Here is a 24,154-nt window from a genome sequence, read left to right as displayed (position 1 = left end):
ATCGCGGCGACGGTGGCTCAAAGTGATCGTCTTTCGCGGACGACTGACTTGTCCTGGTTGTTTTGGCCGTTGGCTCGAATCCCGCGGTGCCGGATCGTTCTCAGAATCCCGCATCCCCCTTCATTGGAAAGTGCAGGTGCAGAATGAATGCCCTCGTGGATCCGATCTACTTCACGCCTCCCATGTCCGCGTCCGAGCCTGAGTCCGAGACCATCCCGTTGACGGTGAGCATCGATGTTGAATTGATGCGCAAACTCGAAGCGGGAGCCGCCGCATCGAACCTCTCGATGGACGAGCACGTGGCCTGGCTGCTCGAGGAAGCGATCTTCATCAACAGCCCGGAGTTCTTTGATCCGGACAACTGGGAGGCGCACGAATACCACCTCGTGCGCGAGTCGCTCCAGTCCACCATCCTCGGGCATGACCTGCCCCTGGAGCAGGTGGAAAGGGAGATCGAAGATCAATTCGGAACGGACGGGTCGCAAGATCTTCCGGCGCAGTCTTGAGCGCGGCGATCACGCGTCAGGCGCGTCAAGACCTCTTCGAGATCCTCAGTCGTATCAAGGCGGACGACCCCTTTGCCGCCGAAAAGATGGCCAAGGAGTTCTTTCGCAAGTTCAAACTGCTGTCCAACCAGCCAGGCATCGGTACCCGCACGAGGAATCAGAACGTGCGGGTCTTGCCCGTCAAGCGCAGCTACAAGGTGCTCTACCAGTCACCGCCGCCGCATCTGATCATCCGTCGTGTGATCCATGCGGCACGGCATTGGCCCGAAGCCGAGCTGCCGGGAAGGCAGACTCAGTAATCCCACCTCGCCTCGACTTGGAACGTCCGCCCCGGATACGGATGGAAGTTCCAGTACTGGTAGTTGTTGAGGTTGTCGACGCCGGCCGCGAGCGTCCACTGCCTGTCGAGTCGCCACTGGGCCCGCACGTCGACGGTGAAGTACTTGCTCGCCGCCATGTAGGCGAAGCCGTTGACATCGCTGTTGTCGAGCGTGCTGAACTGCTTGCCGCTGTAGCGCGCGCCGAGGCTCAGGCTCAGGTCGTCGCGTGCCTGCCACTGCGCGAGCATCGTGGCGCGCCAGCGCGGCACGCGCGGCTGCCACTTGCCGATCGTGTCGCCGGGCACCGTCGCATAGCCGGCGTTGGCCAGGATGATTGAATCGGCGAAGGTCACGCTGCCCGTCAGGCTCACGCGCTGAGGCAGTCCCGCCGTTCCGCTGAGCTCGACGCCCCGCGTCCGGATGCGGTCGATGTTCTGCACCGTGTTCGCATTGGTCGCGACGTTCAGCTGCGAATACAGCGCATCGCGGCTGTCCTCGTGGAAGAGCGTGACCCGCAGGGCGTCGCGATCCTTGCCGGTCCATTCGGCGCTGAGCTCGCTGGTCCAGCTGCGCTCGGCCTTCAGGTTGGGATCGTTGTTGATGAACTGTCCCGCGGCGTTGAAGCCGCCCTGGAACAGCTCGCTGACCGTCGGGAAGCGCACCGCGCGGCCGGTGCTGGCCTTGATCACCCATTGCTCGCTCAGTCCGTACGACAGCGCCGCCTTCGGCGACCACGCGGTCTGCGCGCGTGACGGGTGGTTCTGCAGGTTCGTCGTCGACTGGGTCACGCCGTCGAACGACTGCCAGTGCTCGCCACGCAGGCCCAGCACCGCGGTCCAGTCGGGCGCGAAGGCCCAGGCGTCCTGCGCGAAGACGGCCCGCACGCGCGTGTCACCCTCGAAACGCGAGGTCAGCGCGCCGGCATCGCCATCTCGCCAGTCCGCCAACGCGGAGACCCGCGTGCGCAGCCGATAGCGCTCCTGCGACACGCCCGCATCGATCGTGTGATAGCTGCCGTCGGGCGTCCAGGTGAGCTTCCCCGACAGCGTGTTCCACCCGGTGCCCGCCTGGTCGGTGAGCCGACCGGCGTCGGGGGATGCGCTCGTCGGCGCGTAGGCGCGCGAGCGGTCGGCGAGGTAGTCGTACAGGCTGCCCGAGACCTCCCAGCCGAGCCCGTCGCGCACGCGGCGCTTCAGCGAGATCGCATGCATGCGGTGCTCGAGCTCGTCGCGCGTCTGCGGGAAGTCGCTCGCGCTCAGCGAATAGCCCTTGCCGTCGATGCTGACCGGCTGGGTGATGCCGCCGCCGGAACGGTGATCGATCGTCCGCCCGTTCGCGTCCGTCAGGAAGCTCTGCGAGCGGCCGTCGGAGTTGTTGCTCCACAGCCCGAAGACATACATCGCCCGCAGGCCGGGATCGATGTCGTAGGCGAGCTTCAGCTTTGCCTGGTCCTGCACCGTGTCGTATTGCGTGCCGCTGCCCAGCAGCAGCCACGGCTGGTTGGCGCGGTTGAGCCCTGCGACCGCGCCCGAGACCGGCACCGCGCCGGCCGCAGGCGCGGCCGAGCTCAGGGTCCTGTTCGCGAAGGTCTGCGGCTGGCCCTCGCTGTCGGTGCGGCCGGCGTGCAGCCACCACGAGAACGCGCCGTCCGCACTACCAATCGAGGCGCTCGCCTGCTTCGCGTCGTAGTCGCGCTTGTGGCCGTAGAGATCATTCGGCTGATGGCTGTAGCCCACCCGCGCGTGCGCCTCGAAACGCGTCGGCATGCGCGTCTGGTAGTCGACGACGGCACCCACCGCATTGCCCGAATACGCCGCCGAGAACGGTCCGTACATCACGTCGACGTGGGCGATCTCCTCCGGCGACACGAGGCCCCACCGAGGTGCGAAGGTCGCGCCGTTGCCCAGCAGGTTGGACAGCAGGATGCCGTCTGCATAAACCAGCGAGCGCGCGCTGTTGCCGGTGCCCGACGCGCGCGTCGACAGCACGGCATGGTTGTAGTCGCCGATGTAGCGCTTGCGCACCAGCAGGCTGGGCAGATACTTGAGCGCGTCCTCGGCATCGGTGGCATTGATGTCGCGGGCGATGGCCTCGCCGGTGACGCCCTCCATCGTCGTGGGAATGCGGCTCGGGAGCGAGGTCGGCGCGGCACCGTCGACACGGACGATGCCCAGGGAAAGAGCGCGGACGTCGGCGTCCTCCGCGGCGTACACGATCGTGGACGCGGCAGCGGAAGCGGACGCCAGCACCGTCAGCGCACCGGCTCTCAGCCGGCGCGCACGGGAAATGCTGTGCATGGAAAGAAACTCCAACGGAATGAAGGAGCACCGGCGCAAGCCGGCGCGGCAAACTTCAGACCGTCAGAGGAGGCGCACGGGCCGGCGCGCTGCGCCAGGCGTGCGCGGTGACCGCGGCGCTGTAGAAGCGCTCCGGCAGGCCGTGGCGCAGCTCGGTGCGCAGCGGCAGCACCCCCGGCACCGGCGGCAGCGGCAGCACGTCCTGGTGCAGGTGGCAGAACGCGCAGTGCTGGAACAACGCATGGTCCTGGTCGTCGACGCCGCTGTCCGCCAACCCCGCGCGCAACTCGGCAGCGCGAGGACCGACGACGCTGGAGCGGCAGATCTGCGTCCAAGGCGCCAAATCCCCGTTCAACGCCTGCGCACCCATCGACGCCGCAGGCAGCAGCGCCGCTAGCCAGAAGACCAAAACGGTCATCCAGCGGGCGAAGACAGGGGGGGATTGCGGGTGCATCACGCAGGGCATTCTAGGGGGAGCGCGCGAAGCAGGCATGGCCGGGGCCGGCGGCTCACGCCTCGCTTGGCGCGCCAACTCGTTCCGTTCACCTGCGGCTCACTGCACTCAAACAGACGGCGCTCAAGTCAGTCTTGAACGCTCGGCTTCGCCGCCGGCCCCGGCCATGCCTACTTCGCGTTCGACGAGTCGCGGACTCAGGTCGGACTCAAGAGATCGAAGAGGGTGCGTGCGACGACCTTCGTCGCGCGGCGCAGGTCGTCCAAGTCGACTCGCTCGTCCGAACGCTTGGCATGCGACTCCAGCACGGTGCGAGGACCCGCACCATAAATCGCCGCAGGGATGCCGTGCTCGCCGTAGAGACGTACATCGGTGTACAGCGGCGTGCCCGAGGTCGGGATCGGCTCGTCGAAGACCGCCTCGCCATGACGCTGCAATGCGCCGACCAGCGGTTGATTGCCAGGCAGCGGCTTGAGCGCGCGCGCCAGCAGCAGGCGCTTTACGTCGACCGTGATGCCGGGGAACGAGGCCGCGGCCTTCGCGATGGTGTCCCGGATCTCCGCCTCGACGACGACCGGATCCTCTTCCGGAATCATCCGGCGATCCAGCTTCAACGTGACCTTGCCCGGCACGACATTGGTGTTCGTGCCGCCCTCGATGCGGCCCACGTTCAGGTAAGGATGCTGGATGCCCTCGACCTTCGACGTGACCTCGCGGTACGCGACGTTGCGCGCGTAGAGCGCGTTCAGGATCACGACCGCGCCCTGCAGCGCATCGATGCCGGTGTCCGGGATCGCGGCATGCGCCATCTTGCCGTGAACCGTGACCTCCATCTGCAGGCAGCCGTTGTGCGCAGTGACCACCTGGTAGCTGAAGCCGGCAGCAAGCAGCAGATCGGGCTTCGTCAGCCCCTGTTGCAGCAGCCAGCCGGGGCCGAGCTCGCCGCCGAATTCCTCGTCGTAGGTGAAGTGCAGTTCGACGCCGCCCTTGAGTGCTGCGCCTTGCGCGGCCAACGCTTCCACTGCGCGCAGCGCGAAGGTGTAGGTCGAGAAGTCACTCTTGCTGACGGCCGACGCGCGTCCGAAGAGCTGGCCGTCGACCACCTCGCCGCCGTACGGGTCGTGCGTCCAGCCATCCCCGGGCGGCACCACGTCGCCGTGCGCGTTCAGGGCGATCACCGGGCCGCCGCCTTCGGCGCCGAAGCGGCGGCGGACGATCAGGTTGGTCAGCGATTCCAGCCCGTACTCGCGCACCTGCGCCTGGGGCACCGGGTGCTTCTCGGCGACGTAGCCCATCTCGGCGAGCAGCTCGGCCGTGCGCTCGGCATGCGGCGCGTTGTTGCCGGGCGGCGTGTCGGTGGGCACGCGCACCAGCGCCTGCAGGTAGCGGACCTGTTCGTCGAAGTGGGCGTCGACCCACGCGTCGAGCGTGTCGTAGGCGATCTGGGAGGAGGTGGGTGCGGAAGCGGTCATGGGAGGTCTGTTCCAGGAGATCGGGCGGCGTTCACAGCCGGTCGAGCAGCGCGAGGAAGGCCTGCACGCAGAGTTCGGTGTCGTCGTTGCTGATCGCTTCGAGCGGGTTGTGGCTGATGCCGAGGTTCAGTCCGCGCTGGAACAGCATGGCCTGCGGCATCGCCTGATGGAGCTTCATCGCGTCGTGGCCGGCGCCCGAGGGCATGCGGTGCACCGGCAGACCGAGGGCGCCAACGGCCGATTCCCAGCGCGCCTGCCACGCCGCATCGCTCGGCGCGGCGGCGGCGGCCTCGGTGCGTTCCAGCGTGAAGCTGACGCCGCGGCGCTCGCAGATCTCGGCGAGACGGGCGCGTACGTCGGCGTCGAGCGCGTCGCGCGCCGCATCGGTCGTCGCGCGCAGGTCGAGGCTGAATCGGCAGCGGCCCGGGATCACGTTGATGGACCCGTTGGGCACCTGCAGCTGCCCGACGGTGCCGACGACCTCGGGCACCGCGCCCGCGCGTTCCTCGACGTGGAGGATCAACTCCGCGACCGCGGCGGCGGCATCGCGGCGGCGGTCCATCGGCGTCGTGCCGGCGTGCGAGGCGAGCCCGCGCACTTCGCCGACGTAGCGGATGCTGCCGTTGATCGAGGTGACGATGCCCAGCGGCAGGTCGAGCTCGTTGAGCACGGGCCCCTGTTCGATGTGCACCTCGATGAAACCGAGGTAGCGCGCCGGATCCCGCTTCAAGGCCTGGATCGCCGCCATCGTGCCGGGCAGGCCGGCGTCGCGCATCAGGTCGCGCAGCACGACGCCGTCGGCATCGGCCTGATCCAGCCACGCAGGATCGAAGCGGCCGACCAGCGCGCTGGAGCCGAGGAAGGTCGCCTTGTAGCGCTGGCCTTCCTCTTCGGAGAAGCCGATGACCTCGATGCTGTGCCTGAGTCGTCGCCCTTGGCGCTTGAGCTCGCGCACGCAGGCCATCGGCACGAGGATGCCGAGCCGACCGTCGTACTTGCCGCCGTTGCGCACGGTGTCGTAGTGGCTGCCGGTGAGCAGCCGAGGAGGCTCGTCGGCCTGGCCGTGGTGTTCGCCGTGATAGACGCCGACGACGTTGCCAACCGCGTCGATGCCGACCTCGTCGAAGCCGCACTCGCGCATCCAGTCGGCGAGTTGCGCCGCCGCGGCGCGATGGGCGTCGGTCAGGTACAGGACGGTGAGCTGGCCGTTCTCCGCGAAGCCGGGATCGGAGAACCGCGCCAGCGATTCCGCCCAGTCCCAGACCTGGTTGCCCAGGGTCGGCGCCACGCCGAACTTGTCGTTGAGCCGGATCTCCGCGATGCGATGGATGTTGCGCAGGCACTCGGCGCGCTCGATGTCCGGGTGCGCGTTCAGGCGCCGCGCGAAGGTCTCGATGATCTGCTGTCGCGTCAGGCCATCGCCGCGCGGGCCGCGCACGGCGAGGATGAAGGGCCAGCCGAAGCGCGCGTTGTAGTCCGCGTTCAGTTGCTGCAGGCGCGCGAACTCCTCCGGCGAGCAGTTCGTGAGGCCGGCACGGCTCTGCTCGTTCGTGGACTCGGCGGTCAGGGCCTGCGCCACCATCGCCTTGCCGGCGAGTTCCGGATGCGCTCGGATCAGGCCGAGCTGCTCGTCGAGCGCGGCCTCGCGCACGACGGTCGCCATCGCATGCTTCAGCGCCGCGAGGCTCGGGAAGCCGCCCGCGGGGCGCCGGGCGAAGGCGCGTCGCGCGATCCACGGCGAGTGCTCGTAGACGCCGTCCAGCAGCGCGACGAAGGCGTCCTCACCGGCCGCGTCCAGCGCGGCGAGGGACAGGGACGGCGAGGGCGGAAGTGTTGGCGAAGAGGTGCTCATCGGATGCTCAGCGATTCAGCCCCACACGAAGGCCTGGTCCGCATCGAACGGATGCGTGGCGCGCCAGTGGCGGGCGATGTCGACGCGGCGGGCGACCCAGACACGGTCGTGCTTCTCGACGTGATCGAGGAATCGCTGCAGCGCGCGCATCCGGCCCGGCCGGCCGAGCAGGCGGCAATGCATGCCGATGCTCATCATCTTGGGCGACTCGGCGCCCTCGGCGTAGAGCACGTCGAAGGTGTCGCGCAGGTACTCGAAGAACTCATCGCCATGGCTGAAGCCCTGCGGCAGCGCGAAGCGCATGTCATTGCAGTCCAGCGTGTAGGGCACGACCAGATGCGGCGTCAGCGCGCCGTCGGTCTTGCGGACGTTGAGCCAGAACGGCAGGTCGTCGCCGTAGTAGTCGCTGTCGTACTCGAAGCCGCCGAAATCGGCCACCAGCCGGCGCGTGTGGGGGCTGTCGCGGCCGGTGTACCAGCCCGACGGCCGCTCGCCGGTCAGCTGCTGGATGATGTCCATGCCGATGTCCATGTGCTGGCGCTCGATGGATTCATCGACGCCCTGGTAATGGATCCATCGCCAGCCGTGGCACGCGATCTCGTGGTTCAGCTCGACGAAGGCCTTCGTCAGCTCCGGATGCCGCTCCAACGCCATCGACACGCCGAAGACCGTCAGCGGCAGCGCGCGTTTCTCGAACTCGCGCAGCAGCCGCCACACGCCGGCACGCGAGCCGTATTCGTAGATGCCTTCCATGCTCAGATGGCGCGCGGGGAAGGCCGGCGGGTTGAACATCTCGGACAGGAACTGCTCGCTGCCGGCGTCGCCGTGTAGCACGGAGTTCTCGCCGCCTTCCTCGTAGTTGAGGACGAACTGCACGGCGATGCGCGCCTGGCCCGGCCACTGCGCGTGCGGCGGATGCTCGCCGTAGCCGATGAGGTCGCGGGGATAACCGGGAGAGACAACGGGCTTCATGCGGCGGGTGTCATGCGACGGGTTGGGTGGAGGTGTCGGAGGAGTCGGAGGAGGGCGGCGCGATCAGCGTTGAAGGACCGACTTCAGGTCCTGCACGCGCGGATCGAGCCGCAGGTTGGCCTCGACGTTGCCGAGGTGGGCATCGAGCAGCTTCAGCGCCGCGCGCTTGTCGCGGGCCTCCAGCGCATCGACGATGGCGTCGTGCTCGGCCTGCGACTCGGCGGCGGAATGGGAGCTCTGGTACATCAGCGCGATCAGCGAGCTGCGTGAGAGCAGGTCGGTGAGCAGCTGCGCCAGCACCTCGTTGCCCTGCATGCGGGCGAGCACGACGTGGAAGTCCGCCAGCAGCCGCGTGCGGCCGGGGACGTCGGTGCGGGCGACGGCCTCGCGTTCCTGCTTCAGATGGGCGCGCAGCTGCTTGATCTGCGCGGGGGTGATGCGCTGGCAGAGGTCGGCCAGCATCGCGGCCTCGAGCATCTTGCGCACCTCGAAGACCTGGCGCGCTTCCTCGACGCTGGGCTGCGCGACGAAGGCGCCGCGCGCCGGTTCCAGCCGCACGAGCCGATCGCGACTGAGCTGGTTCAGCGCCTGCCGCACCAGCGTGCGCGAGCAGTCGAAGATGTCCGCCAGCTGCTGCTCCACCAGCTTGGTGCCCGGCATCAGCCGCCGCTCGACGATCGCCTGCGTGATGGCGGCGGTGATGCGTCCGGTGACGGAAGCGCTGGCATCGATGTCCCGGGCGTTCATGGTGTTCGCAAGTGTATACACTTTGTACTTTCATTCCCCTTTTCAACGAAGGCGCCGATGGGCAAGCTCACGACTCACGTCCTCGACACGATGCACGGCAGCCCGGCCGCGGGCATGGCCGTCCGGCTGTACCGGATCGAGTCCGGCGAGCCGCGCCTGCTGCAGGCGCTGACGCTGAACGCCGACGGCCGCGCGGACGGGCCTCTGCTCGACGGCGCGGCGCTGCAGGTCGGACGCTACCGACTCGTCTTCGCGGTGGCCGAGTACTTCCGCAGCCGCCTCGTGACGCTGCCGGAGCCGGCCTTCCTGGACGAGGTGCCGCTGGACTTCGGCATTGCCGACCCCGGCGCGCACTACCACGTGCCGCTGCTGGCGAGCCCCTGGTCGTACTCGACCTACCGGGGCAGCTGAGGTCCTCGCATGCGGTCTTGGCAGACATTGGCCCTGAGACTCGCGCGCGAGCCGGCGGTGCTGGTGCGCGTCGACGAGTTGCAGGGCAGCGGGCCGCGGGAGGTGGGCGCATGGATGGCCGTGACCGCCTCCGACGTCCTGAACACGATCGGCGGCGGACAGCTCGAATTCGACGCGATCGCCAAGGCGCGGGCCGCGCTGGCGTCAGGACGGGTGATGGAGGTGCGCCAGCGCTTCGCGCTCGGACCCTCGCTGGGGCAATGCTGCGGCGGTGTCGTCTGGCTGGCCTTCGAATGGCTGGATGCGCTGTCGATCGCCGGACTGGCCGATCGCCTGGGCGATCAGCGCGAGTGGCGGCGCATCGCGCTGTTCGGCGGCGGTCACGTGGGCCGGGCGATCGTCGACCTGCTGGCGAAGCTGCCGGCGACGGTGCACTGGATCGACAGCCGCGAGGGGGTGTTCCCGGACCCGCTGCCGGACAACGTCCGGGCCGAGCACTCCGAGCCCGTGCAGGGCGCGGTGCCGACGCTGGCCCCAGGCTCGCACGTGCTGATCATGAGCTTCAGCCATGCCGAGGATCTCGACATCCTCGCGAGTTGCCTGAAGCGCCAGCGCGAGTCGCGCGATCTCCCGTACATCGGCCTGATCGGCAGCAAGAGCAAGTGGGCGACCTTCCGCCACCGGCTGGAGGCGCGCGGATTCACGCCCGCCGAGCTGGCGCACGTGACCTGCCCCATCGGCATTCCCGGCATCCCCGGCAAGCAGCCGGAGATGGTGGCCCTGTCGGTCGTGGCGCAGGCGATGCAGGAGCCGACCGAGCCGCTGTAAGGCTCCTCTCCCGCTTGCGGGAGAGGGCAGGGGTGAGGGCCAGCGGCCGTCGCAGTCCGCGTCCAAGACTGTATACACTTCGCCCCTAGACGTCGCCGCGGCGCCCCGACTTTCTCAGCGCGACGCTTGCCGGTTCACAGCGCCCGCAGTGGTGGTCCGGATCTTGCTCGACGTTCGTTGATGGACAGCTACCTGCTTGACTGGGCCAATCTGCTGCTGCGCTGGCTGCACGTGATCGTGGCCATCGCCTGGATCGGCGCCTCGTTCTATTTCGTCTGGTTGGACAACCACCTGCTCAAGCCGCAGGCCGAGGACCTGAAGTCCAAGGGCGTGGACGGCGAGTTGTGGGCGGTGCACGGCGGCGGCTTCTACAACCCGCAGAAGTACATGGTCGCGCCAGCCAACCTGCCGCAGCACCTGCACTGGTTCTACTGGGAGAGCTACTGGACGTGGATGAGCGGCTTCGCGCTCTTCGCGCTGCTGTACCTCTTCAACGCCGACACCTACCTGATCGACAAGCGCGTCTTCGACTGGAGCGCGCCCGCGGCCGTGGCCGGTGCGCTCGGTTTCCTCGCGGGCGGCTGGCTGGTCTACGACCAGATCTGCCGGCGCTTCGGCCGCAAGGCCGACGGCTCGATCGGCAACGACGGCGTGGTGCTCGGCCTGATCGCGGTGGTGGTCGTCGCCGCGGCCTGGGGCGCATGCCAGCTCTTCGCGGGCCGTGCGGCCTTCCTGATCACGGGCGCGATGATCGCCACGATGATGAGCGCGAACGTCTTCTTCTGGATCATCCCGGGCCAGAAGCAGGTGATCGCGGACATGCGGGCGGGGCGGCCGGTGGACCCGGTCCACGGCCAGCGCGGCAAGCAGCGCAGCGTGCACAACACCTACTTCACGCTGCCGGTGCTGATCGCGATGCTGTCCAACCACTACGGCATGCTGTACAGCCACGCGCACAACTGGCTGGTACTGGTGATGCTGATGCTGACGGGCGCGCTGGTGCGGACCTGGTTCGTGAAGCGCCACAAGGGCATCGACGCGTGGCCGCTGCTGGTGGCGGTGGTCATGCTGCTCGCGGTGCTGATCGCGTGGCTGGCGCCGCAGCCGGCGACGGTGCCGGTCACGGCCGCACCGGCGGTGTCTTCTTCGGCAACGCCTGACCCCGGCGCGGCGGGCGTGGGTGGTGATCCGTCGAAGGTCACCTTCGAGCAGGTCAGGACGATCGTCAATGCGCGCTGCCTGGCGTGCCACAACGCGGCACTGGCGCCCAAGCGGATCCAGTTCCACGAGCCGCAGATGATCGAGCAGCACGCGGCCGAGATCTACCAGCAGGTCGTGGTGCAGAAGACCATGCCGCTGAACAACGCGACCGGCATCACCGATGAGGAACGGGCGGCGTTGGGACGGTGGTTCAAGGCGCGGTGAGCGGTCGCGCTGGCGTCATGCCGCGTCCGTCGACCAGGTCTTGAGCACCCGTCGCCACTTCTGCCGCCGACGACCGGCGATCACGGTCATTGGCTCGTCGAGACGTGCGTGATCAGGCGCCCCCCGCCGCCCAGGGTGTAGCCGGAAACGATGACGGTGGAGATGGACTCCTCCGCTCCAGGGTCACCCCGGTCGTTTCGTCTGCCGGTCGGTCCGACGCACACGGCATCGACATCGATCTGCAGCGACCAGTCATAGCCGCCGCGGGGCGTGATGTCGGTGCCGTCTGTGACTTGGCTGAGGTCGGGATAGATCACCGTGACGTAGGCGCTGTGACTGCCGGGTCGGTGGTCGGGGTCGTAGAGGTCCCAGGCCTTGTTTAAGGCGGCGTTTTCGCTGGCGGCCACATGGCGTTGCGCGAACTGGGCGCCGAGCTGGTAGTTCGGATTGCCGCTGTCGCTCTGGATGCCCGGCCACCGTTGGGCGACGGCGGCTCGCTGCATCACCTGGCGCTGCGCCGCCATGCGGGGGCTGCTGTCGATCAGGTCGATCATTCGCCGCTGAGTCGACAGGCTCGCGTTGGCTTCGGTGGGGACGGTGGATCCGCCGCGAGACTGCTGCCTCGAGGCGGTCTCGCCACCGCTGCCGGCCTCGTGTCGTTGGGCGATGGTGCGCAGATAGGACATCGGGATCTCCAAGGAGTGATCCTGGCACCGTAGCGGGGTCGCGCCTGCCTGGATATCGGAAAACTGCTGAACCTGGGGTCACTCCCGTGGCGCTTTACGCGGGTGGAAACCAGAATCCAAAACACCGTTTCAAGATCAGGAAGCGAAGAGGATTCCGATGACCCAACGCGTGGCCGTGATCGGCGAATGCATGCTGGAGCTCAAGGGCGAAGCCTTCGGCGCGATGACGCTGGGCTACGGCGGGGACACGTTCAACACCGCCGTCTATCTGCGCCGCTGCGGCGCGACGGCTGGCCTGGAGGTGGCGTATGCGACGGCCCTCGGCGACGACGGTCTCAGCGCCGGCCTGCTCGATCGCTGGCGCGAGCAGGGCATCGACACGCGCCTGGTACGGCGCCTTGCGGGCCGCATGCCGGGGCTCTACATGATCGAGGTCGACGGTCGCGGCGAGCGCAGCTTCCACTACTGGCGCGACACCGCCGCGGCGAAGGCGTACTTCGAGGTCGAACGCACGCCGCTGGAGGCGCACGCGGAAGACTTCGACGCGCTCTACCTCAGCGGCATCACGCTCGCGATCCTGCCGCCGGCGGGGCGGGAACGTCTCTATGCATTGATGGCCGCGATGCGCGAGCGCGGCGCTCATGTCGTCTTCGACAACAACTACCGGCCTCGCCTGTGGGCGGACCGGCATGCGGCGCGTGTCGAGTTCGAGCGGGCCTTCTCGCTCGCCACGATCGCGCTCGTGACGGCGGACGATCATCAGGCGCTGATGGACCTGCCGGACCTCGACGCGGCCCTTGCTCATGCGAAGGACTTGTCGACACCCGAAGTGCTGATCAAGCGCGGCGCTTCATCGACGCTCGTTCGTGCTGCCGACGCGCAAGGGCGGCCTGCGCAGGTCGCTGGCCCTCACCCCAGCCCTCTCCCGCATGCGGGAGAGGGGGAGGGACGGGGCGTGTGGCTCGAAGCGCCGACGCAATGGGTCGAGCGCGTCGTCGACACGACGGCGGCCGGTGACTCCTTCGCGGGCGGCTATCTGGCGCGTCGGCTGTCGGGGCACGATGCCGTGAGCGCGGCGGCGCATGGGAACCGGGTGGCGGCGCGCGTGATCGGTCACCCCGGCGCGATCATTCCCGCCGAGGCGATGGCAGATCTGCTCTGAATGCGCGCTGACTCCGCGCCGGGTCCGGGCCGACTCCGCGCCGAGTCGCGCTGAAGTCTGCTTTGGAGATCTCGAACGTCGCGCTCAGCGCATCCAGCGCTTGAGCTCCGGCATCACGACGACGAGTTGCTCGGCGACCATCGCCGAGAACACCTGCGCGCCCTTGGTGCCCAGGTGCGTGCGATCAAAAACGGGATTCGCGGCGCCCGCGCGCTCGGGCGAGGAGGCGGCCTGCGCAGGCGCATCGATCGGCTTCGGCGCCATCGCGAGTGTGTCGGCCTCGGTCTCGCCCATCGTCTGCACCGCCGCGTGGCTGATCGCGTTCAAGTCGATCAACGGGACCTGATGCTCGGTGCTGACGCGGATCGTCGCGTCGGCCCAGGGGCGCAGGTTGTTCTCGAGCCTGCCCTGCGCATCGAAGCTCCGGCGCGTGAGCGGCGTGAGCATCACCAGACGCGCGCCGGTCGGCGCGACGTCGGCGATGTAGCCGGCCAGGTTCACCGGGAATTCGGTCTGCAGGTCCGTGGAGCGGCCCGGCTTGCCGGGCTGGTCGTTGTGGCCGAACTGCATCAGCACCACGTCGGCCTGACCCGGCGGTCGATCACGCAGCAGCGTCAAGACCTGACCCCAGAGGCCTTCGGCGCGGAAGCTTTTCGTGCTGCGCCCGCCCTTGGCGACATTGAGGCAGGTGACCTCGGGTTTGAAGCGTGCGCAAAGCGCGTCGCCATAGCCGCTCTTCGTGGCCATCGTCGAATCGCCGACGAGGAACACACGCAACGAGGACGCCGTGTTCTGCGCATGCGCGGCGCCGGCCACAAGGACGAGCGCCGCGAGCCATGACTTCTTCATGAGTTCTCCGAGGTGATGCGACCGGAATGAGGCTTGGGGGTCCAGGAGGGATCCCCCATGCCTCGTGGAGAGTCGGCGCTCGTCCTCCGCAGTCGTTCGCGAATCCTCCACGGTGCTGCGAGAGGAACGGAGCGAAGCGTCGGCGCTCCGCCTCACGCAGTCAAGCAAGCAGACTCAGAACTTGTAGCTCGCCCCCAGCAGGAACTCCCGCCCTGTCACGTGATAGACCACGGGACTGTTGCGCGCCCGGGAGATGAACTGGTCGTTCGCCTCGTTGGTCAGGTTGACGCCCTCGAGCGTGATCGTGAGGTTGTCGTTGACCTTGTACGAGATCGACGCATCCACGTTGAGCGAGGCGTTCTTCCCTTCGACGTCGTTGTTGTTCTGCCCCGGCACCCGGGTCAGGAACGACGAGCGCTTGGACGCCGACACCCGCGCGCTGAAGATGTTGTCGTCGTAGTACAGCGTCGCGTTCCACGACTTGGGCGACATGTTGAGCAGGTCGTCGGTGATGGTCGTGTTGCTGGTCGGCGAGATCAGGTAGGTGATCTTGGACTTCACGTAGGTGTAGTTGAGCACCGTGCCGAAGTTCTTTCCCCAGCTCGGCAGGAAGGTGAACGGCTGCTGGTAGTTCAGCTCGATGCCGCGCAGCTTGCCTCCGGGGGTGTTGATCGGCGTCGTGAGCTGGAACACTTCCTCGCCGGTGAAGTTGGACGGCAGCAGCGACAGCGGCAGTCCCGTCTGGTTGTACGGCGCGTTGGTGCGCAGGCTCTGGATGTAGGTGTCGATGTTCTTCTGGAACAGGCCCACGCCGATGAAGGCGTTGCGGCCGAAGTACCACTCCAGGCTGCCGTCGAAGGTCTTCGCGCGGAAGGGCTTCAGGTACGGGTTGCCGGTGGTGATCGACAGCGTGCCGGTCGTGCTGATCGTGCCGCCCGGATTCAGGTTGCCGAGCTGCGGACGCGCCATCACCTTGGCCGCGGCGAAGCGCGCGATCAGGTCCTTGGTCAGGTTGGCCGAGACGTTGAGCGCCGGCAGCCAGTCCTTGTACTTCTGTCCGATCACGACCTCGGTGCCGCCGCCGGTGGCCAGGTAGCCGGTGGCGTCCTGCTCGGTCACGACGTAGCGTACGCCGACGTTGCCCTGCAGGCGCAGGCCGAGCAGGCGACCTTCGAAGTCCGCCTGCACGAAGCCGCCGGTGTCCTTCTCCACCACCGCGCGGTTGTTGCCGCGCGCGTTGCCGTTGGTGGTCGAGGACAACGTGTAGTCGCCCGGGCCGCCCGCGGGACCGCTCTTGATGCAGTTGCAGTAGATGTCGTAGGCCGCCGCGATCGCGTTGAGGTCGGGAATGACCCACGAGGTGGGCGTCCCCGCCGGCAGGCTCAGGCCGCGGCCGAAGCCGGTCAGCATCTTCGTCAGCACGCCCGATCCCGCCGCCGGCGAGAAGATCGTGTCGTTCTGGTTGACGCGCCGGAATTCGAAGGTGTCGAAGCTGTACTTCTTGTAGTCGAAGCCAGCCTTCAGCGTCAGCGTGTCCGGCATCACTTCCCAGGCCAGGTCCAGGTGGGCGATGTCGTTGACGTTGTTGGCGCCTTGCGGCCGGATGCGGATCTCGCTGGTGGTCGTGTTGGTGACCGTCGTCGGTTGCGTGCCCGTCGTGACCTGCGGCACGCCGACGATCTGCAGCGCGCCGTTCTGCGCGGTCGGATCGAAGGGGTACTTGATGACCGGCAGCCGGTCGTTGTCGCGGAAGTCCAGCGTGTAGCCGTTGACGTTCAGCGCGTCCAGGGTCACCGTCGTCTGCACCGGGTTGCGGAACTTGGAATCCGCCCGGCCCACCTTGGCATTGAGCTTGAGGTGGTCGGTGATGTCCTGCTCCAGCGTCAGGCTCGGCTGGCGGAAGGTGGTTGTCAGCTCGTCGTAGCGCGACTCGGCGCGGATGTCGACGCCGTTGAACACGCCGTACTGCAGCGCGCCGTTGGGCGCGTACTGCGCCTCGACCACGCTGGTCTGCGGCTTGCCGCCCTGGCTGGCCGTGCGGCTGAACGAGATCGCCTCGAGGAAGTCCTCCCGCCGCGTCGCGTCGAGCTTCGAATACAGCATGTCGAAGGTCAGCAGCGTGCGGTCCGTCGGGCGGAACTGGATCGAGCCGGTCAGGCCGAGCCGGTCCTGGTCATGCGACAAGCGGCCGTAGCGCGGCAGGCGAGGGTGGAAGTTGTCGGCGCTGCTGGCCGCGTTGTAGGCCGCGGTCGCGCCGGCCGACGCGGGCAGGCGCGGCACGCCTTGCGCGGCGGGGCCGCAGTTCGTAGCGGTGGTCGTCGGATTCGCCGGGGTCACGCCTTGCGGCGAGCACCAGCCGCCGGAAGACGCGCCGTTGTCCCAGCGCACCGTCGAGAAACCTTCCTCGAAGAGCCGGCGCTTGGAGTACGCGCCCGACACCAGCACGCCGAGCTTCTTGTCCAGGAACACGTCGCTGAGCAGGAAGGCCGCGCGCGGGTCGGTCTCGCGCGCCAGGTCGTTGTAGCGGGCCTTGACCGAGGCGGCGACGACGCGCTTGTTGAAGTCGAAGGGCCGCGCGGCCTGCAGGTCCACGGTCGCGCCGAGCGAGCCCTCGTCCACTTCGGCCGAGCTGCTCTTGCGCACGGTGATCGTGTTGAAGAGCTCGGCGGCGAAGACGTTGAAGTCGAAACCGCGCGAGCGGTTCGCGCCGCCGGAGCTGTCGGTGCCGCCGGTCGTGGCCAGCGCCTCGATGCCGTTGATGCGCACGCGCGTGAAGTCCGCGCCCAGGCCGCGCACGGTGATGTTGCGGCCTTCGCCGGCGTCGCGGTCGATCACGACGCCCGGGATGCGCTGCAGCGATTCGGCCAGGTTGGTGTCGGGGAACTTGGCGATGTCCTCGGCCTTGATCACGTCGACGATGCCGCGGTCCTGGCGCTTGGCGTTCAGCGCGCTCTCCAGCGAGGCGCGGATGCCGGTGATGACCACCGTGTCCAGCGCCTTGTCGGGCGCGGGAGAGGCGGCCGCGGGGGGCGTCGCGGGCGCCGGCGCGGGGGCAGCGGCAGAAGCGGCGGCGGCCGGCGCGGGCGCGGCCTGGTCCTGGCTCCACGCGGGCAGCGACAGGGTGGCCGTGCCCAGCAGGCAGGCGGCGAGGCGGGTCAGGCGAGGCGTCGGCGACGTCGCGGACGCGGGCTGGATGCGCTGTGCTCGACGCGGGCGGTCGGACGTGGACGTCCCGAGGCGAGTCCCAATACGGTGGGGCATGACGTTGTCTCCAAGGTTCTTCTGGCCGCGGGCACGGGATCGTGGCCCGTCGCTCTCGCGGCATCGTTCGGTCGCGGGCGCACGCAGGGCGCCGGCAGGGCGGGAGCGGCCATCGCTGCAGTGCGATCGCCACCTCGGTACTGCGGATGCGATCCGCGCCGCGCGCGGACCCTGGGGAACTGCGGGGACGGCGAGGGCTAGAGGTAGTCCTCGCGCCGCGGCGAGAACTGGTCCAGCAGCGTGCTGCCGGCCTCCAGCGCGACGACGCCGTGCGTCGTCAGACGCGGCGCGACGAAGGCGTCGCCCGGCTTGAGCACGCGCTTCACGCCGCCGACGTCGCATTCGAACGAGCCGCTGATCACGAACGCGATCTGGTCATGCGCGTCGTGCGCATGCGGCGTGCCGATGGCGCCCTGGTCGAACTGCACCAGCACCGACATCAGCTCCGGCGTGTGGCCGACGATCTTGCGGCGGATGCCGTCGCCGAGTTCGGTCCACGGCTCGGCGTCGTTCAGGAAATACGGGCTGGTCATCGGGGCGTCTCCTGGATTCAGGACGGTTCTCGGCCGTCGTTGCGAGCAACTATAACGACGTCACGAAAAATTGAAACAGCGGTTCACTACATAGAAACCATAGTTCCGGGAAAGTCCGCAGACCCGTACGCTGCGATCCCATCAGAGCCAACGAAGCCCTGCACACAGCCCCGGACAGTCAGGAGACGAGACATGGAAATCCGCCAACCCATCCACAGTGAACACGCCCGCACGCTGGACACCGAAGGCCTGCGCCGCCAGTTCCTGGTGGAGGACCTGTTCAAGCCCGACGAGGCGACGCTGACCTACAGCCAGATCGACCGGATCATCGTCGGCGGGATCATGCCGGTGACCAAGCCGGTGACCTTCTCGGCGGAGCTGGGCAAGCACACCGGCACCGACTACTTCCTGCAGCGGCGCGAGCTGGGCCTGATCAACATCGGCGGGGCGGCGCGCGTCTTCGTCGACGACACGCAATACGACGTCGGCCCGCGCGAGGCGCTCTACATCGGCCAGGGCGCCAAGATCGTCGAGTTCAAGAGCGTCGACGCGACGAACCCGGCCAAGCTCTACTTCAACTGCGCGCCGGCGCACACCGCGTATCCGACGCGCAAGGTCACGCTGGCCGAGGCGTCGCCGGAGACGCTGGGCTCGCCCGAGACCAGCAACCGCCGCACCATCCACAAGTTCCTGGTGCCCGACGTGCTGCCGACCTGCCAGCTGCTGATGGGCATGACGCAGCTGGAGCCGGGCAGCCTCTGGAACACGATGCCCTGCCACCAGCACGACCGCCGCATGGAGGTGTACTTCTACTTCGACATGAAGTCCGACGCGGTGGTGTTCCACATGCTGGGCGAGCCGACGCAGACCCGCCACCTGGTCGTGCGCAACGAGCAGGCGGTCATCAGCCCGAGCTGGTCCATCCACTCCGGCGTCGGCACGCAGGCCTACACCTTCATCTGGGGCATGGTCGGCGAGAACCAGGTGTTCAAGGACATGGACCACGTGCCGATGACGACGCTGCGCTGAGCGCGGATCGTGGTGTCACGGCAATCAACGGAACGAATCACATGATCCTGGACAACTTCCAACTGGACGGCCGCGTGGCCATCGTCTCGGGCTGCAACACCGGCCTGGGGCAGGGGATGGCGGTCGCGCTGGCGCAGGCCGGCGCGCACATCGTCGGCGTCAACGTGTCCGACCCGGCGGAGACGCGCACCGAGGTCGAGCGCCTGGGGCGCCGCTTCCTCGACCTGCGCGCCAACCTGGGCGACATCAGCTGCATCGAGGGCCTCGTGGCCGAGGCCAAGTCGCTCACCGGCCGCGTCGACATCCTGGTCAACAACGCCGGCATCATCCGGCGCGAGGACGCGATCCGCTTCAGCGAGAAGGACTGGGACGACGTCGTCGACCTCAACCTGAAGACGGTGTTCTTCTTCTCGCAGGCGGTCGCGAAGCAATACCTGGCACAGGGCGGCGGCGGCAAGATCATCAACGTCGCGTCGATGCTGTCCTTCCAGGGCGGCGTGCGGGTGCCGTCGTACACGGCCAGCAAGAGCGGCGTGATGGGCATCACCCGGCTGATGGCCAACGAATGGGCCTCGCACGGCATCAACGTCAACGCGATCGCGCCCGGCTACATGGCGACCAACAACACCGCCGCGCTGCGCCAGGACGAGACGCGCAACGCCGCGATCCTCGACCGCATCCCGGCCGGTCGCTGGGGCAGCCCGGACGATCTCGCCGGACCGGTCGTGTTCCTCGCCTCCAAGGCCTCGGACTATGTCAACGGCTACACCGTCGCCGTGGACGGCGGCTGGTTGGCTCGATAACCCTGTAGGACGGCCGTCCCGACGGCTACACCATCACCTACGCGCCCGGTCCAACCAAGCGGAGCTCATGGACCGGCTCTGCCGGGTCATCGAGCTCGCCCCCTCGAGGGGGCGCGCGCAGCGCGTAGGGGGGAGACATATGTACGAGAACAAGAAGCTGGGCTTTCTGTTCGTCCTGCCATTCGTGCTGGGCGTGCTGCTGTTCAAGCTTTTCCCTTTCGTGATGAGCTTCGCGCTCAGCTTCACGCAGTACGACCTGATCGATCCGCCGACCTTCGTCGGGCTGCGGAACTATGAGGAACTCGCCACCGCGGATCCGCTGTTCCGCAAGTCGCTGGGCGTGACGCTGCTCTTCGCGCTGCTGGCGGTGCCGCTGCGCGTGGGCTTTGCCCTGTTCATCGCGCACGTGCTGAACTTCAAGCTGCGCGGCATCAACTTCTTCCGCGCCGCGTTCTACATCCCGTCCATCCTCGGCGGCTCGATCGCGGTGGCGGTGCTGTGGCGCTTCGTCTTCGCGCGCAACGGGCTCGTCAACCTGGTGCTGATCAAGCTCGGCATCGAGCCGATCGCGTGGCTCGCCGACGAGCACTACTCGATGTGGACCATCGTGCTGCTGTTCACGTGGCAGTTCGGCTCGGCGATGGTGATCTTCCTGGCGGCGCTGCAGAACGTGTCGATCTCGCTCTACGAGGCCGCCGAGTGCGACGGCGCCAGCAAGATGCAGCAGTTCTGGAAGATCACCGTGCCGCTGATCACGCCGGTGATCTTCTTCAACGTGATCATGCAGATGGTGCACGCGTTCCAGGAGTTCAACGGCCCGTACATGATCACCGAGGGCGGCCCGCTGCACTCGACCTACGTGCTGGCGCTGTACATCTACGACCAGAGCTTCCGCTTCTTCAACCTCGGCTACGGCGCGGCCCTGTCCTGGGTGCTGTTCGCGCTGGTCGGCGGCCTGGCGGCGCTGTCGTTCTGGAGCTCGAAGTACTGGGTCTTCTACTCCGGCGAGAAGGAGACCAAGCGATGAGCCGCCCGCCCGCGTCCGCGCACGTGAACACGCCTCGGTCGGCCCAACTCCCTCTCCCGCTGGCGGGAGAGGGCCGGGGTGAGGGCAGCGGTGGTGGCACCGCGCCCACCCTGATCCTGGGCCGCGACCGCGGCAACCGCACGCTGCGCTACCTCGCGCTGGCCGCGGTCGCCATCGTGATGCTCTACCCGCTGCTGTGGCTGATCGGCGCCTCCTTCAAGAGCAACGCGGAGATCTTCAGCTCCGCCGGCTTCTGGCCCGAGCGCTTCGACTTCGACGCCTACGCCAAAGGCTGGAAGACCAGCACCGAGTACACCTTCGCGACCTACTTCCTGAACAGCTTCCTGATCACCATCCCGCGCATCATCGTGACGGTGATCTCCTGCGTGCTGGTGGCCTACGCCTTCGCGCGCTTCGAGTTCTGGGGCCGCAAGACGCTGTTCAGCATCATGATCGCCACGATGATGCTGCCGCTGATCGTGCTGCGGCTGCCGCAGTACCTGGTGTTCCGCGAGATCGGCTGGCTCGACTCCTATCTGCCGCTGATCGTGCCCTCGGCCTTCGCGACGGACACCTTCTTCGTGTTCATGCTGGTGCAGTTCCTGCGCGGCATCCCGCGCGACATGGAAGAGGCCGCGCAGATCGACGGCTGCAACGCGCTGCAGCTGCTGTGGCACATCATCGTGCCGCTGCTCAAGCCGGCCATCATCTCCGTGGTCGTCTTCCAGTTCATCTGGACGATGAACGACTTCATGGGCCCGTTGATCTACCTCGCGTCGGTCGAGAAGTACCCCGTCTCCCTCGCGCTGAAGATGAGCATCGGCGCGACCGAGGAGGTCGAGTGGGCCAACGTCATCGCGATCTCGGTGGTGGCGCTGATCCCGTCGGTGGCGGTGTTCTTCGCGGCGCAGAAGCACTTCATCGAAGGCGCGACGTCCAGCGGCGTCAAGGGCTGATCACAAGAGAAGAATCCGGAGACAAGACGTGGCAAGACTGAGCCTCAACAAGATCGAGAAGGTGTACCCGAACGGCTTCAAGGCCGTGCACGGGGTGGACCTGGAAGTGCGGGACGGCGAGTTCATGGTCTTCGTCGGCCCGTCGGGCTGCGCGAAGTCGACGCTGCTGCGGATGATCGCGGGGCTGGAGAGCATCACCGGCGGCGAGCTGCGCATCGGCGACCGCGCCGTCAACGCGCTGCCGCCCAAGCAGCGCGGCATCGCGATGGTGTTCCAGAACTACGCGCTGTACCCGCACATGAAGGTCTACGACAACCTGGCCTTCGGCCTGAAGCTGGCCGGCACGCCGAAGGCGGAGCTGGACCAGCGCGTGCGCCACGCCGCGGGCCTGCTGGAGATGGAGCATCTGCTGGACCGTTATCCGAAGCAGCTGTCCGGCGGCCAGGCGCAGCGCGTCGCGGTGGGGCGCGCGATCGTGAAGAAGCCGGACGTGTTCCTCTTCGACGAGCCGCTGTCCAACCTCGACGCCAAGCTGCGCGCCGCGATGCGCGTGCGGCTGACCGAACTGCACCGCACCTTGCGCGAGAGCCGCCAGCCGGCCACGACCGTCTACGTCACCCACGACCAGGTCGAGGCGATGACGATGGGCGAGCGCATCTGCGTGCTCAAGGACGGCGTGATCCAGCAGGTCGACACGCCGACGGCGCTCTACGACCGGCCGGCGAATGCCTTCGTGGCGAGCTTCATCGGCTCGCCGGAGATGAATCTGCTGGAGGCTCGGCTGGTCGCGACCGACGTCGGCCTGGCCGTCGAGGTGGGCGGCGCGCGGCTGCCGCTGCCGGCGGAGAAGTCGGCGGGCGTCGCCGCGCTGCCGCGCCTGGCGGACGGCGCGGTGACCTTCGGTCTGCGGCCCGAGCACATCGGCCTCGCGCCGCGCGCGCAGGGCGACAGCGTCGCCGTCGGCGCGCGGCTGCGCTTCACCGAGCACATGGGGTCGGAGGTCTACCTGCACGCCGAGCTCGGTCCGCTGCCGATCACCGCGCGCGTGCCCGCGGAGCAGGCCGTGGCGTTGAACGGCCTCGCACGCGGCGACGCCTTGACGCTGCACCTGCAGATCTCGGCCTGCCACCTGTTCGACGCGACGAGCGGCCTGAATCTGCTGTCGACCTCCACCTCGACCTCGTCGACCTCCGCATCCTCGTCTTCGGGAAGCGACGCATGAGCCTGCCACGACGACAGCTGCTCGGCATCGCCGCGGGGTCGGCCGCGATCGCGGCGACCGCGGGCGTGACTGCGGCGCTGACCGCGCCGGCGCGCGCGCAGGACAAGGCCACCGTGCTGCGCTTTGCCTGGTGGGGCGGCGCGGGCCGGCACGAGGCGACGCTGAAGGCGCTCGCGCTCTTCGAGCGCCGCCATGGCGTGCGCGTGAAGGCCGAGTACATGGGCTTCAACGGCTACCTGGAGCGGCTGACGACGCAGATCGCCGGCGGCTCCGAGCCCGAGGTCATGCAGATCAACTGGGCCTGGCTGGCGATGTTCAGCAAGCGGGGCAACGGCTTCGCGGATTTGAATCGGTTCGGGCGTCTGCTGGACCTCGCGCAGTTCGACCGCGAGGACCTCGCCTACGGCGACGTCGCCGGCAAGCTGAACGCGCTGCCGGTGTCCTTCAGCGCGCGCGTGATGCTGTGGAACCAGGCGGCGTTCGATCGCGCCGGCCTCGCGCTGCCGAAGACCTGGGATGAACTCTTCGCGACGGGGCCGGCATTCCGTCGGATCCTCGGCGAGGACGCCTATCCGCTCGACGGCGAGCTCTACGACATGATGCTGCTGTCCCAGGCCTGGGTGCAGCAGCGGCACGGCACGGCCTACGTCGATCCGGCGCAGCCGCGCGTGGCGATGAGCGAAGGCGCGGCGCTCGACTGGGTGCGCACCTACAAGCGGCTGGTCACGGACCACGTCGCGACGCCGCTGCCGCTGCGCGCGAGCCTGGGCGGCGCCGAGAAGCCGACCGAGCAGCAGCCCGACTGGGTCGTCGGCCGCTGGGCCGGCAACTACACCTGGGACTCGGTCATCGCGCTGCGGGCGTCGACGCTGGACAAGCAGCAGAAGCTGGTGCTCGGCGAGTTTCCGACGCTGCCGGGCGCGCTCGACAGCGGCATGTTCGGACGTCCCACCGTGATGTACGCGGTCAGCCGCCATGCCGAGAAGAACGGCCGCGCGGAGATGGCCGCCAAGCTCGTCAACTTCCTGCTCACGGACCCCGAGGCCGCGGCGCTGCTCGGTCGCACGCGCGGCCTGCCGTCGGCGCGCGGCCCCTACGAGCAGTTGAAGGCCGCCGGCAAGCTGCCGCCGCTCGAGGTCGCGGCGCACGAGCAGATCAAGCTGCAGCGCGAGTCAGGCCGGCTCAAGCGTCCGGCGCCCTTGTTCGAGCACGCACGGCTGCACAAGTTCATGCGCGAGGTCTTCGAGACCGTCGCCTACAACAAGACCAGCGACGTCGACGCCGCGCGCCGCCTGGTCACCGAGGGTCAGGCCTTGCTGCAACGGATCAAGTGAAAAGCCAT

At 68.1% G+C, this 24,154-nt stretch carries 22 protein-coding genes; 12 read left to right on the top strand and 10 right to left on the bottom strand.

The window, feature by feature from the left end; all coding sequences use genetic code 11:
* Nucleotides 1-155 precede the first annotated feature (155 nt).
* Nucleotides 156-506, top strand: coding sequence for a hypothetical protein (locus tag AC1VNM_RS15845; protein WP_483107532.1), 351 nt, complete (start codon nt 156-158; stop codon nt 504-506).
* Entirely contained in the window at nt 503-805 is a 303-nt protein-coding gene (locus AC1VNM_RS15840; RefSeq protein ID WP_483107531.1) for a type II toxin-antitoxin system RelE/ParE family toxin, read from the top strand. The genes AC1VNM_RS15845 and AC1VNM_RS15840 overlap by 4 nt, the downstream gene beginning before the upstream one ends.
* On the opposite strand, the gene AC1VNM_RS15835 is transcribed toward AC1VNM_RS15840, so the two are convergent.
* From AC1VNM_RS15835 to AC1VNM_RS15810, 6 genes are all read right to left on the bottom strand, one after another.
* Nucleotides 799-3,123 carry a TonB-dependent receptor gene (locus AC1VNM_RS15835; RefSeq protein WP_483107530.1) on the bottom strand — a complete coding sequence of 775 codons (2,325 nt, stop codon included), beginning with the start codon at nt 3,121-3,123 and terminating at the stop codon, nt 799-801. The two genes, AC1VNM_RS15840 and AC1VNM_RS15835, sit on opposite strands and share 7 nt — an antisense overlap.
* A gap of 55 nt (nt 3,124-3,178) precedes the next feature.
* A complete protein-coding gene (locus AC1VNM_RS15830; protein ID WP_377161061.1) occupies nt 3,179-3,541 on the bottom strand; it encodes a DUF2946 domain-containing protein in 363 nt (120 codons plus the stop codon).
* 233 nt (nt 3,542-3,774) lie between these two features.
* Entirely contained in the window at nt 3,775-5,049 is a 1,275-nt protein-coding gene (locus AC1VNM_RS15825; protein ID WP_483107529.1) for a M20 family metallopeptidase, read from the bottom strand.
* 31 nt (nt 5,050-5,080) lie between these two features.
* Nucleotides 5,081-6,901, bottom strand: coding sequence for a 2-oxo-4-hydroxy-4-carboxy-5-ureidoimidazoline decarboxylase (uraD, locus tag AC1VNM_RS15820; RefSeq protein ID WP_483107528.1), 1,821 nt, complete (start codon nt 6,899-6,901; stop codon nt 5,081-5,083).
* Nucleotides 6,902-6,916: 15 nt separating this feature from the next.
* Nucleotides 6,917-7,873 carry an allantoinase PuuE gene (gene puuE / locus AC1VNM_RS15815; protein WP_377161067.1) on the bottom strand — a complete coding sequence of 319 codons (957 nt, stop codon included), beginning with the start codon at nt 7,871-7,873 and terminating at the stop codon, nt 6,917-6,919.
* Between the two features lie 63 nt (nt 7,874-7,936).
* Entirely contained in the window at nt 7,937-8,620 is a 684-nt protein-coding gene (locus AC1VNM_RS15810; RefSeq protein WP_067276517.1) for a GntR family transcriptional regulator, read from the bottom strand.
* A gap of 57 nt (nt 8,621-8,677) precedes the next feature.
* Between AC1VNM_RS15810 and uraH the strand changes: the two genes are divergently transcribed.
* The 3 genes from uraH to AC1VNM_RS15795 all read left to right on the top strand — a co-directional run bounded on the left by uraH (nt 8,678) and on the right by AC1VNM_RS15795 (nt 11,284).
* The gene (gene uraH, locus AC1VNM_RS15805; RefSeq protein ID WP_377161070.1) at nt 8,678-9,031 is read left to right on the top strand and encodes a hydroxyisourate hydrolase; all 354 of its coding nucleotides are present in this window, start codon (nt 8,678-8,680) and stop codon (nt 9,029-9,031) included.
* Between the two features lie 9 nt (nt 9,032-9,040).
* Nucleotides 9,041-9,859 carry a xanthine dehydrogenase accessory protein XdhC gene (xdhC, locus tag AC1VNM_RS15800; RefSeq protein ID WP_483107527.1) on the top strand — a complete coding sequence of 273 codons (819 nt, stop codon included), beginning with the start codon at nt 9,041-9,043 and terminating at the stop codon, nt 9,857-9,859.
* A 180-nt stretch (nt 9,860-10,039) separates the two neighbouring features.
* The gene (locus AC1VNM_RS15795; protein WP_483107526.1) at nt 10,040-11,284 is read left to right on the top strand and encodes a urate hydroxylase PuuD; all 1,245 of its coding nucleotides are present in this window, start codon (nt 10,040-10,042) and stop codon (nt 11,282-11,284) included.
* 86 nt (nt 11,285-11,370) lie between these two features.
* On the opposite strand, the gene AC1VNM_RS15790 is transcribed toward AC1VNM_RS15795, so the two are convergent.
* Nucleotides 11,371-11,982 carry a hypothetical protein gene (locus tag AC1VNM_RS15790; RefSeq protein WP_483107525.1) on the bottom strand — a complete coding sequence of 204 codons (612 nt, stop codon included), beginning with the start codon at nt 11,980-11,982 and terminating at the stop codon, nt 11,371-11,373.
* A 145-nt stretch (nt 11,983-12,127) separates the two neighbouring features.
* Between AC1VNM_RS15790 and AC1VNM_RS15785 the strand changes: the two genes are divergently transcribed.
* The gene (locus AC1VNM_RS15785; protein ID WP_483107524.1) at nt 12,128-13,132 is read left to right on the top strand and encodes a sugar kinase; all 1,005 of its coding nucleotides are present in this window, start codon (nt 12,128-12,130) and stop codon (nt 13,130-13,132) included.
* A gap of 84 nt (nt 13,133-13,216) precedes the next feature.
* On the opposite strand, the gene AC1VNM_RS15780 is transcribed toward AC1VNM_RS15785, so the two are convergent.
* The 3 genes from AC1VNM_RS15780 to AC1VNM_RS15770 all read right to left on the bottom strand — a co-directional run bounded on the left by AC1VNM_RS15780 (nt 13,217) and on the right by AC1VNM_RS15770 (nt 17,775).
* Nucleotides 13,217-13,981 carry a rhamnogalacturonan acetylesterase gene (locus tag AC1VNM_RS15780; protein ID WP_483107523.1) on the bottom strand — a complete coding sequence of 255 codons (765 nt, stop codon included), beginning with the start codon at nt 13,979-13,981 and terminating at the stop codon, nt 13,217-13,219.
* A gap of 174 nt (nt 13,982-14,155) precedes the next feature.
* The gene (locus tag AC1VNM_RS15775; protein ID WP_377161086.1) at nt 14,156-17,242 is read right to left on the bottom strand and encodes a TonB-dependent receptor; all 3,087 of its coding nucleotides are present in this window, start codon (nt 17,240-17,242) and stop codon (nt 14,156-14,158) included.
* Between the two features lie 197 nt (nt 17,243-17,439).
* Nucleotides 17,440-17,775, bottom strand: a complete 336-nt coding sequence (locus AC1VNM_RS15770; protein ID WP_431099798.1) for a cupin domain-containing protein — start codon at nt 17,773-17,775, stop codon at nt 17,440-17,442.
* A 192-nt stretch (nt 17,776-17,967) separates the two neighbouring features.
* Here AC1VNM_RS15770 and kduI point away from each other — a divergent pair, with 192 nt between their 5' ends.
* The 6 genes from kduI (at nt 17,968) to AC1VNM_RS15740 (ending at nt 24,146) form a co-directional block, all read left to right on the top strand.
* On the top strand, nt 17,968-18,804 hold the full coding sequence (kduI, locus tag AC1VNM_RS15765; protein WP_483107522.1) for a 5-dehydro-4-deoxy-D-glucuronate isomerase: 837 nt from the start codon (nt 17,968-17,970) through the stop codon (nt 18,802-18,804).
* A 41-nt stretch (nt 18,805-18,845) separates the two neighbouring features.
* Nucleotides 18,846-19,607, top strand: a complete 762-nt coding sequence (kduD, locus tag AC1VNM_RS15760) for a 2-dehydro-3-deoxy-D-gluconate 5-dehydrogenase KduD (protein ID WP_377161092.1) — start codon at nt 18,846-18,848, stop codon at nt 19,605-19,607.
* 139 nt (nt 19,608-19,746) lie between these two features.
* On the top strand, nt 19,747-20,634 hold the full coding sequence (locus tag AC1VNM_RS15755; protein WP_377161094.1) for a carbohydrate ABC transporter permease: 888 nt from the start codon (nt 19,747-19,749) through the stop codon (nt 20,632-20,634).
* Nucleotides 20,631-21,590, top strand: coding sequence for a carbohydrate ABC transporter permease (locus AC1VNM_RS15750; protein ID WP_483107521.1), 960 nt, complete (start codon nt 20,631-20,633; stop codon nt 21,588-21,590). Before AC1VNM_RS15755 ends, AC1VNM_RS15750 begins: the two co-directional genes overlap by 4 nt.
* Before the next feature lie 28 nt (nt 21,591-21,618).
* Complete coding sequence (locus AC1VNM_RS15745) at nt 21,619-22,812, top strand: ABC transporter ATP-binding protein (RefSeq protein ID WP_483107520.1); 1,194 nt, start codon at nt 21,619-21,621, stop codon at nt 22,810-22,812.
* The gene (locus tag AC1VNM_RS15740; protein ID WP_483107519.1) at nt 22,809-24,146 is read left to right on the top strand and encodes an ABC transporter substrate-binding protein; all 1,338 of its coding nucleotides are present in this window, start codon (nt 22,809-22,811) and stop codon (nt 24,144-24,146) included. Before AC1VNM_RS15745 ends, AC1VNM_RS15740 begins: the two co-directional genes overlap by 4 nt.
* The last annotated feature ends 8 nt before the right edge of the window (nt 24,147-24,154 follow it).

It is taken from the genome of Mitsuaria sp. MSU3D (assembly GCF_056867975.1).
The sequence above is the reverse complement of the archived record's forward strand: the minus strand, read 5'-3'. Positions and strand labels throughout refer to the sequence as shown.

Bases quoted from the DNA above. Each gene is read 5' to 3' on its own strand.
- AC1VNM_RS15835 (WP_483107530.1), bottom strand. From the start codon at position 3,123: ATGCACAGCATTTCCCGTGCGCGCCGGCTGAGAGCCGGTGCGCTGACG.
- AC1VNM_RS15830 (WP_377161061.1), bottom strand. From the start codon at position 3,541: ATGACCGTTTTGGTCTTCTGGCTAGCGGCGCTGCTGCCTGCGGCGTCG.
- AC1VNM_RS15825 (WP_483107529.1), bottom strand. From the start codon at position 5,049: ATGACCGCTTCCGCACCCACCTCCTCCCAGATCGCCTACGACACGCTC.
- uraD (WP_483107528.1), bottom strand. From the start codon at position 6,901: ATGAGCACCTCTTCGCCAACACTTCCGCCCTCGCCGTCCCTGTCCCTC.
- puuE (WP_377161067.1), bottom strand. From the start codon at position 7,873: ATGAAGCCCGTTGTCTCTCCCGGTTATCCCCGCGACCTCATCGGCTAC.
- AC1VNM_RS15810 (WP_067276517.1), bottom strand. From the start codon at position 8,620: ATGAACGCCCGGGACATCGATGCCAGCGCTTCCGTCACCGGACGCATC.
- uraH (WP_377161070.1), top strand. From the start codon at position 8,678: ATGGGCAAGCTCACGACTCACGTCCTCGACACGATGCACGGCAGCCCG.
- xdhC (WP_483107527.1), top strand. From the start codon at position 9,041: ATGCGGTCTTGGCAGACATTGGCCCTGAGACTCGCGCGCGAGCCGGCG.
- AC1VNM_RS15795 (WP_483107526.1), top strand. From the start codon at position 10,040: ATGGACAGCTACCTGCTTGACTGGGCCAATCTGCTGCTGCGCTGGCTG.
- AC1VNM_RS15785 (WP_483107524.1), top strand. From the start codon at position 12,128: ATGACCCAACGCGTGGCCGTGATCGGCGAATGCATGCTGGAGCTCAAG.
- AC1VNM_RS15780 (WP_483107523.1), bottom strand. From the start codon at position 13,981: ATGAAGAAGTCATGGCTCGCGGCGCTCGTCCTTGTGGCCGGCGCCGCG.
- AC1VNM_RS15775 (WP_377161086.1), bottom strand. From the start codon at position 17,242: ATGCCCCACCGTATTGGGACTCGCCTCGGGACGTCCACGTCCGACCGC.
- AC1VNM_RS15770 (WP_431099798.1), bottom strand. From the start codon at position 17,775: ATGACCAGCCCGTATTTCCTGAACGACGCCGAGCCGTGGACCGAACTC.
- kduI (WP_483107522.1), top strand. From the start codon at position 17,968: ATGGAAATCCGCCAACCCATCCACAGTGAACACGCCCGCACGCTGGAC.
- kduD (WP_377161092.1), top strand. From the start codon at position 18,846: ATGATCCTGGACAACTTCCAACTGGACGGCCGCGTGGCCATCGTCTCG.
- AC1VNM_RS15755 (WP_377161094.1), top strand. From the start codon at position 19,747: ATGTACGAGAACAAGAAGCTGGGCTTTCTGTTCGTCCTGCCATTCGTG.
- AC1VNM_RS15750 (WP_483107521.1), top strand. From the start codon at position 20,631: ATGAGCCGCCCGCCCGCGTCCGCGCACGTGAACACGCCTCGGTCGGCC.
- AC1VNM_RS15740 (WP_483107519.1), top strand. From the start codon at position 22,809: ATGAGCCTGCCACGACGACAGCTGCTCGGCATCGCCGCGGGGTCGGCC.